Genomic DNA, 8,183 nt, shown 5'->3' on the forward strand with positions numbered 1-8,183 from the left:
GCACACTCCACACTCCGTGCGGAGAATAGCATTCTCTGGCGCCCGCGCCTCGCTTTCGGCTCAGTCCTGCTTGCGTGCGCTGACCAGGAATCCGGGGGCCAGGAAGTGGCCCTCGCCGTCGCGATCGAGGTGTGCCAGCGGGCCGTCGGAGGACTCGGGCGCGTTGCCGTACACGTGCGCCGGCCGCAGATCGTCGATCCGCCAGAGCGTCGAGACGGCCTCGCGCAACTCCTCCTCGTCGAAGCCCCGCGGCCCGCCGCCCTGGTTGGCGTCGCCCAGGGCCCCGGCGGCGAAGGCCAGGATGTAGAGCGCCGCTCCCGGGGCGGCCGACCGGAGGATCGACTGCAGGTAGTCCTGGCGCTTCTCCGGCGGCAGCGCGTGAAACAGCCCGCTGTCCAGGATGGTGTTGAAGCGGCCGTCGTAGCCGCGGAAATTCGTGACATCGGCCTGCGCGAAGGTCGCCGTGGCCAGGCCGCGTTCCGCCGCCGCCACCGAAGCGGCCTCGATCGCGGTCGCGCTGCTGTCCAGGCCGACGACGGTGAAGCCGCGCTCGGCCAGCGCCAGCGACAGGGCGGCGTGGCCGCACCCGGCGTCCAGCACGTCGCTGCGGATTCTGCCTTCGTCGATCAGCCTCGCCAGCTCGGGCTGCGGCCGGCCGATGCTCCACGGCGGTGGCGTGTCCTGCCGGTACGCGGTGTCCCAATCCATGCTCGGCTCGGTCATTTTTCCTCCTCGAGATCGGCCTTCCCTGAGCCCTATTTTGCGGGGGCGAGTCCGCATGCTTTGAATGAACACGTCGCGCGCAACCACAGACAGGAAGACACCCATGCAATTGCTTCTGGTCCGGCACGCGCTGCCGCTGCGCAGCGAACACGGCGAGGGCTCAGACCCGGACCTGTCGGACGAGGGATTGGCTCAGATCGAGCGACTACCCAAGGCGCTGGACAGGTTTCCCATTTCCCGGGTGGTGAGCAGCCCGCAGCGGCGCGCCATCCAGACCGCCGAGCCGGTCGCGGCGGCGCGCGAGCTGACCGTCGAAATCGACGACCGATTCGCCGAATACGACCGCGACCTTCCGCTCTACATCCCCGTCGAGCAGATCCGCGAGGAGATGCCTGAAGAGTGGGCGCGGCTGGCGCAGGGGCACCTGCCCAGCGCGGTCGACGAGGACGCGTTTCTCGCCCGGGTGCGCGCGGCCGTCGACGACCTCGTCGCCTCCGTCGCCCCCGAGGACACCGTTGCGGTGTTCAGCCACGGCGGAGTGATCAACGTGCTGTTGCACCAGATCCTGGGCACGTCCCGGCTGTTGTCGTTCCCCGTCGACTACGCCTCGGTCACCCGGCTACTGTTCTCGCGATCAGGTGAGGCGACGGTCGCTGGGGTCAACGGTGTCGAGCACGTGTGGGACCTGCTGCCACGAAATCAGAGGTGGTAAACAAGTCCGGTGACCTCAGCTGACCAACTCGAAGGCCTCGACCTGGCCTCGCTGGACTCCTACCTGCGTTCGCTGGGCATCGGGCGTGACGGCGAGTTGCGCGCGGACTTCATCTCCGGCGGCCGCTCCAATCTGACGTTCCGCGTCTACGACGACGCGACCAGCTGGCTGGTGCGGCGCCCGCCGCTGCACGGCCTGACCCCGTCGGCGCATGACATGGCCCGCGAGTACCGGGTGGTCGCCGCGCTGCGTGACACCCCGGTTCCGGTGGCGCGCGCGATCGCGCTGTGCCAGGACGAGTCGGTGCTGGGGGCGCCGTTCCAGATCGTCGAATTCGTTGCCGGCCAGGTGGTGCGCCGCCGCGCCCAGCTCGAAGCGTTCAGCCACACCGTCATCGAGGGCTGTGTCGACTCGCTGATCCGGGTCCTCGTCGACCTCCACTCCGTCGACCCCGCGGCCGTGGGGCTGGCCGACTTCGGCAAGCCCAACGGTTATCTCGAGCGGCAGGTGCGGCGGTGGGGTTCGCAATGGGCGCTGGTGCGGCTGCCCGACGACCGCCGCGACGCCGACGTCGAGCGCCTCCACTCCGGTCTGCAGGACGCCATCCCGCAGCAGAGCCGGACCTCGATCGTGCACGGCGACTACCGGATCGACAACACGATCCTGGACGCCGACGACCCGACGAAGGTTCGCGCCGTCGTCGACTGGGAGCTGTCCACCCTCGGGGACCCGCTCTCCGACGCGGCGCTGATGTGCGTGTACCGAGACCCCGCGCTGGACCTGATCGTCAACGCGCAGGCCGCCTGGACGTCACCGCTGTTGCCGACGGCCGACGAGCTGGCCGATCGCTATTCGCTGGTCGCCGGTCTGCCGCTGGCGCATTGGGAGTTTTACATGGCGCTGGCTTACTTCAAGCTCGCCATCATCGCCGCCGGGATCGACTTCCGCAGGCGGATGTCGGATCAGGCTCGCGGGATGGACTCCGACCACATGCCGGAGGTCGTCGCGCCCCTGATTTCGCGCGGGCTGGCCGAGCTGGCCAAGCTGCCGGGCTGAGTGTGCGACCACGGCTTCGAGTGTGAGGTGACGGCGCGAAATCGCCCGTTTTCCCGCCCGGGGCGCGCGGCCGAAGCCCAGGACGCATAAGCGATGGCGCGCTGCCGCCTACCGCGACGCGGCGGCGTGGTGCTTCTTGGCGGCGCGGCGCAGCTGCAGGATGCGCGCGGTGCCGACGGCCACCGTGATCAGGCCGCCGACCACGGCGGCGAGCAAAATGGCCACCCCCAGCGGCAGGCTCCAATGCCAGCCCAAGAACTGGAACGGCGTGGAGGTCGTGTTCTGGGTGATGAAAATCAGCAACAAGATCAGGATCAGGAACCCGGCGATCAGGGACGACCACAGCGCACCGGCGCGGGTGAACCCGATGGCAGGCTCCTTGGGCGCCGCGCCGGACTTGGGCGCCGCGGCGGGCTTGGCGGGCGGCTGGGTGGGCGAGGCAGGGTTGGGGCTGCTCATAGGGTCATCTTTGTCCGATCCGGCGCAGAATGAAACCACGCAGCGCAGCCGGCCCGCTTCGTCCCGGCACGGGGCGGGTTCTGACGTTACTGTCGGCGGTATGAGGATGCCGTCGCGCGCGCTCCGCGCGATCGTGCAAGCGGCGGTGTTGGTCACGGCGATCGGCGTTCTCGCGGCGTGCAGCAGCCCCGACCCGCTCGGCGCGGAGGTCCGCAGCCCGAAATCGATCGTGGTGGGATCCGCCGATTTCCCGGAATCGCAGATCATCGCCGAGATATACGCACAAGCGTTGCAGGCCAACGGCTTCGAGGTCGGCCGGCGGATGGGGATCGGCAGCCGGGAGACCTACATACCCGCGCTCAAAGACCATTCCATCGACCTGGTGCCCGAGTACATCGGCAACCTGCTGCTCTACTTCGAGCCCGAGTCGACGGCGACCATGCTCGACGCCGTCGAGCTGGAGCTCGACCGCAAACTTCCCGGCGACCTCGCCGTCCTCACCCCGTCGCCTGCCGCCGACACCGACACCGTGACCGTGACCGACTCCACCGCTAATTCGTGGAAGCTGAAGACAATCGCCGACCTGGCGGCACATTCGCCGGACGTGAGATTCGGGGCGCCCTCCGCGTTCGCCAACCGCCCGGCCGGCCTGCCGGGGCTGCGGCAGAAATACGGGCTCGACATCGGGCCCGGTAACTTCGTCGCCATCAACGACGGCGGCGGCGCGGTGACGGTGCGCGCCCTGCTGGAAGGAAGGGTGAACGCCGCCAACATCTTCACCACGTCACCGGCCATCCCGCAGAACCGTCTGGTGGTGCTGGAGGATCCGGAGCACAACTTCATCGCCGGCAACATTGTGCCGCTGGTCAATTCGCAGAAGAAGTCGGACCGGCTCAAGCAGGTGCTGGACGCCGTGTCGGCGAAGCTGACCACCGCCGGGGTGGCGGGGCTCAATGCCGCGGTGGCGGGAAACTCTGGTATCGACCCCGACCAGGCCGCGCGGAACTGGTTGCGGAACAACGGCTTTGACCATCCGGTGGGCCAATGATCGTTTTCGACAACGTCAGCAAGGCATTCGCCGACGGGACCACCGCGGTGGACCAGCTCAGTCTGGTGATCCCCACCGGGAAGTTGACCGTCTTCGTCGGTTCGTCGGGCAGCGGCAAGACCACCGCGCTGCGCATGGTCAACCGCATGATCGAGCCGACGTCCGGCACCATCACCGTGGACGGGGTGGACGTGTCCACGCTCGACCCGGTGAGGCTGCGCCTCGGGATCGGCTACGTGATGCAGCACGCCGGACTGATGCCGCACCTGCGGGTGATCGACAACGTCGCAACGGTTCCGGTGCTGAAGGGACAGTCGCGGCGGGCGGCCCGTGCCGCCGCCTACGGGGTGCTCGAACGCGTCGGACTGGACATCAAGCTGGCCACCCGCTACCCCGCGCAGCTGTCCGGCGGTGAGCAACAACGCGTCGGCGTGGCGCGTGCACTGGCCGCCGACCCGCCGATTTTGTTGATGGACGAGCCGTTCTCGGCGGTCGACCCGGTGGTACGCCTTGACCTGCAAAACGAAATCCTGCGTCTGCAAAGCGAATTGCGCAAGACGATTGTGTTCGTCACGCACGACATCGACGAAGCGCTCAAGCTGGCCGACCGGGTGGCCGTCTTCCGGGCCGGCACGCTGCAGCAGTACGACGAACCCGCGCGCTTGCTGTCGCGGCCTGCCAACGACTTCGTCGCGAGGTTCATCGGCCTTGGCCGCGGCTATCGCTGGTTGCAACTCATCGACGCGGCCGGCCTGCCGCTGCACGGCGTGCGGTGCATCCCCGCGGCCGATCTTCCCGAGACCGTCGCCGACGAGTGGGCGGTGGTGGTGGACGGCGCGCACGCACCGATGGGGTGGATCGACGGCGACGGCCTGCGCCGGCATCGGGCCGGCGCGTCGCTTTCGGACAGCATGAGCGGCGTCGGCTCGCTGTTTCGTCCCGGGGGGAATCTCAGCCACGCGCTCGATGCGGCGCTGTCCTCACCGTCGGGCGTGGGCGTCGCCGTGGACGACGGCGGCAGGGTGATCGGCGGCGTGCTGGCCGGTGACGTGCTGGCCGCGGCGGAAGCCCGGCGGCGGGGGTGACGCATGCACTACCTGCTCACCCACCTCGACGATGCCTGGGCCTTGACGATCATTCACCTGCGGCTGTCGTTGGTGCCGGTGCTGATCGGATTGGTGATCGCCGTCCCCCTGGGCGCGGCGGTGCAGCGCGCGCCGGTTGCGCGCCGGCTGACGACGGCGACCGCGAGCGTCGTGTTCACCATCCCGTCACTGGCTCTGTTCGTGGTCTTGCCGATGATCATCGGGACCCGCATCCTCGACGAGGCCAACGTGCTGGTCGCACTGACCGCATACACCGCGGCGCTGCTGGTGCGGGCGGTCCTCGAGGCGCTCGACGCGGTGCCGGCGCAGGTGCGCGACGCCGCCACCGCGGTCGGCTACCCGCCGCTGAGCCGCTTGCTGAAAGTTGAACTGCCGCTGTCCATTCCGGTCCTGGTGGCCGGGTTGCGGGTGGTGGTGGTCACCAACATCGCGATGGTCTCGGTGGGCTCGGTGATCGGCATCGGCGGCCTGGGCACGTGGTTCACCGAGGGCTATCAGACCAACAAGAGCGACCAGATCCTGGCCGGCATCATCGCGCTCTTCGCGCTGGCGGTCGTCATCGACGCCCTGATCATGGTGGCGGGCCGGCTGATCACGCCGTGGGAACGCGCCGGGCGGCCGCCGCGCCGGCGGTCGGTGGTCGCCCCGATCGTGGGGGGCGCGCGATGAACTTCGTGGCGCGGGCCGTCTCCTTTCTGCTGACCGCCGACAACTGGACGGGTCCGGTCGGGCTCGCGGCGCGCATCCTGGAGCATCTGGAGTACACCGCCGTCGCGGTCGGCGCCTCGGCCCTGATCGCCGTCCCCGTCGGGCTCGTCATCGGGCACACCGGTCGGGGCACCCTGCTGGTGGTCGGTGCGGTCAACGGGCTCCGCGCACTGCCGACCCTCGGTGTGCTCTTGCTCGGCACGCTGCTGTTCGGGCTGGGCCTCGGGCCGCCCCTGGTCGCGCTGATGCTGCTGGGGGTGCCGGCACTGCTGGCCGGCACCTATGCGGGCATCGCCAACGTCGAGCCGACCGTGGTCGACGCCGCGCGCGCGATGGGCATGACGGAGGCCCGGGTGCTGTGGGTGGAGGCGCGCAACGCGCTGCCGTTGATCCTGGGCGGGTTGCGCAACGCGACGCTGCAGGTGGTCGCCACCGCGACGGTTGCGGCCTACGCCAGCCTCGGCGGGCTCGGCCGCTACCTCATCGACGGAATCAAGGAGCGCGAGTTCCACCTCGCCCTGGTCGGTGCCTTGATGGTGGCCGCCTTGGCGCTCGCGCTCGACGGGCTGCTGGCGTTGGCGGTGTGGGTCTCGATGCCGGGCACCGGTCGACTGCGCCACACTTATCGGACACTTCCCTCGCGCATCGCGGGCACGATTTACGGTAGGTGAGTGAACGCAGATTCCTCTGATTCGACTCGGCGCGTGTGGCAGGCGATGCTCACTTGGCGTGCACAGGACGTATCGCGGATGGAATCGGTACGAATCCAGGTGTCCGGCAAGAGGATCAAGGCCAATGGCCGCATCGTCGCGGCCGCCACCGAAACCAACCCGGCGTTCGGCGCGTACTACGACCTGCAGACCGACGAGACCGGCGCCACCAAGCGCCTCGGCATGACGGTCACGCTGGCCGAACGCGAACGAGTGTTGTCCATCGCCCGCGACGAAGAGAACATGTGGCTGGTCACCGACCATCAGGGCGAGCACCGCGCGGCGTACAACGGCGCCCTCGACTGCGACGTGGTGTTCAGCCCGTTCTTCAACGCGTTGCCCATCCGGCGGCGCGGCTTGCATGAACAGGCGGACTCGGTGACGCTGCCGGTGGTCTACGTCAACCTGCCCGACATGTCCATCACGCCGGACATCGTGAGCTACACGAGCTCCGGCGGCACAGAAGGCATCAAGCTGCGCTCCCCGGTCGCCGACACCGTCGTCAGTGTCGACGAAGAGGGGTTCATCGTCGACTATCCAGGCTTGGCAGAGCGGATCTGATCACCCCGCCCGCCCGGCCGGCGGCGGCCAATTCCTCGCGCCAGTTCTCGGCGCCGATGATGACGTGGAAGATGTCCGAACGCGGGAAGCTGTCGTAACGCGTCCGGGCGGCGTGGCCGGCCTCGACGAGTTCGGCCACCGTATTGTTCGCGGCCAGCGACTCGCGGGCCCGGCTCAGGAGCTCGATGACCCGGTCGGCAGCCGGTATGAGCTGGTCGGTGTTCCCCTCGCACATCGCCCGCACCAGGTCGGGGGCGGTTGCCGCGACCCGCGTCCCGTCGCGGAACGACCCGGCGGCCAGCGCGAACGCCAGCGGCACCTCCCCGGCGATGACCGCGAGGGCCTCGGCGAGCAGGTGCGGCAGGTGCGAGATGGCGGCCGCTGCGGCGTCGTGGTCGTCGGACCTGGCCGGCACCACCACCGCGCCGCAATCCAGCGCCAGCGTCATCACCATCGACCACACAACGGGGTCGACGTGGTCGTCCACGCTGATTACCCACGGCGCCCGGGTGAACAGGCCGGGGTGGCCGGCGGCCCAACCCGAGTGGGCGGTACCCGCCATCGGGTGGCCCCCGACGAAACGTTCCTGAAGACCGGCGGCGACGACCTCGTCGAGCACCGCCCCCTTCACGCTGGTGACGTCGGTCAACGGGCAGGCCGGGGCCAGTTCGCCGATGTGGGAGAGCATGCCGGCCAGCGCCGGCATGGGCACCGCCAGGACGATCAGCGCGCCGGTGTCCGCGGCGCGGGTCAGCGTCGCCGTGAGATCGGTGGTGGCGTCGAAACCGTCGGCGGCGGCCACCTTCGCGCCCTCCACCGACCGGTTGTAGCCGAAGACTTCCCGGCCCGCCGCCGTGGCGGCCCGCATGATCGAGCCTCCGATCAGCCCCAGCCCGAGCACGCAGACCGGCGTTTGAGAAACAGGGCTAGCCACAGACCAAGGTTGGCACAATCCGGCGGCGGCGGTGCGTCCAGATGTCGCCGCGCCCCCGCCTTCGTCGCGCTCCGTCTGGTCAGGGGGCCTGGTCTGCGACTACCGTAAGCGGCCATGGGAGCACAACGGGCCCCAGCCCAGGGCCTGTCCGCCGACACGCCGGACG

The 8,183-nt window shown here is 69.4% G+C and carries 9 protein-coding genes and 1 pseudogene; 7 read left to right on the top strand and 3 right to left on the bottom strand.

The window, feature by feature from the left end:
* Nucleotides 1–60: 60 nt before the first annotated feature.
* Nucleotides 61–723, bottom strand: a complete 663-nt coding sequence (locus A9X03_RS21635) for a class I SAM-dependent methyltransferase (protein ID WP_067784131.1) — start codon at nucleotides 721–723, stop codon at nucleotides 61–63.
* Nucleotides 724–826: 103 nt separating this feature from the next.
* On the opposite strand from A9X03_RS21635, the gene A9X03_RS21640 reads away from it, so the two are divergent.
* Both A9X03_RS21640 and A9X03_RS21645 read left to right on the top strand, forming a co-directional pair.
* Nucleotides 827–1,435 (top strand): histidine phosphatase family protein, encoded by a 609-nt coding sequence (locus A9X03_RS21640; RefSeq protein WP_067760682.1) that lies wholly within the window; start codon nucleotides 827–829, stop codon nucleotides 1,433–1,435.
* A 9-nt stretch (nucleotides 1,436–1,444) separates the two neighbouring features.
* Complete coding sequence (locus tag A9X03_RS21645; protein ID WP_067760684.1) at nucleotides 1,445–2,491, top strand: phosphotransferase family protein; 1,047 nt, start codon at nucleotides 1,445–1,447, stop codon at nucleotides 2,489–2,491.
* A 108-nt stretch (nucleotides 2,492–2,599) separates the two neighbouring features.
* On the opposite strand, the gene A9X03_RS21650 is transcribed toward A9X03_RS21645, so the two are convergent.
* Nucleotides 2,600–2,950 carry a lipopolysaccharide assembly LapA domain-containing protein gene (locus tag A9X03_RS21650; RefSeq protein ID WP_067760686.1) on the bottom strand — a complete coding sequence of 117 codons (351 nt, stop codon included), beginning with the start codon at nucleotides 2,948–2,950 and terminating at the stop codon, nucleotides 2,600–2,602.
* 100 nt (nucleotides 2,951–3,050) lie between these two features.
* Here A9X03_RS21650 and A9X03_RS21655 point away from each other — a divergent pair, with 100 nt between their 5' ends.
* From A9X03_RS21655 to A9X03_RS21675, 5 genes and pseudogenes are all read left to right on the top strand, one after another.
* Nucleotides 3,051–3,998: an ABC transporter substrate-binding protein gene (locus tag A9X03_RS21655; RefSeq protein ID WP_067887526.1), complete on the top strand. Its 948-nt coding sequence runs from the start codon at nucleotides 3,051–3,053 to the stop codon at nucleotides 3,996–3,998.
* A pseudogene (locus A9X03_RS21660) lies at nucleotides 3,995–5,129 on the top strand (ABC transporter ATP-binding protein). The gene A9X03_RS21655 and the pseudogene A9X03_RS21660 overlap by 4 nt, the downstream one beginning before the upstream one ends.
* A complete protein-coding gene (locus A9X03_RS21665) occupies nucleotides 5,087–5,773 on the top strand; it encodes an ABC transporter permease (RefSeq protein WP_067760693.1) in 687 nt (228 codons plus the stop codon). The pseudogene A9X03_RS21660 and the gene A9X03_RS21665 overlap by 43 nt, the downstream one beginning before the upstream one ends.
* On the top strand, nucleotides 5,770–6,483 hold the full coding sequence (locus A9X03_RS21670) for an ABC transporter permease (RefSeq protein WP_067784140.1): 714 nt from the start codon (nucleotides 5,770–5,772) through the stop codon (nucleotides 6,481–6,483). Before A9X03_RS21665 ends, A9X03_RS21670 begins: the two co-directional genes overlap by 4 nt.
* The gene (locus tag A9X03_RS21675; protein WP_067748773.1) at nucleotides 6,484–7,083 is read left to right on the top strand and encodes a putative glycolipid-binding domain-containing protein; all 600 of its coding nucleotides are present in this window, start codon (nucleotides 6,484–6,486) and stop codon (nucleotides 7,081–7,083) included. It begins immediately after the preceding gene.
* Here A9X03_RS21675 and A9X03_RS21680 read toward each other — a convergent pair.
* Complete coding sequence (locus A9X03_RS21680) at nucleotides 7,046–7,984, bottom strand: prephenate dehydrogenase (RefSeq protein WP_067748776.1); 939 nt, start codon at nucleotides 7,982–7,984, stop codon at nucleotides 7,046–7,048. The genes A9X03_RS21675 and A9X03_RS21680 overlap by 38 nt on opposite strands.
* Between the last annotated feature and the right edge of the window lie 199 nt (nucleotides 7,985–8,183).

Origin of the sequence: Mycobacterium sp. E1715 (assembly GCF_001667625.1) — a bacterium.
In the GTDB taxonomy this organism is placed as follows: Bacteria; Actinomycetota; Actinomycetes; order Mycobacteriales; family Mycobacteriaceae; genus Mycobacterium.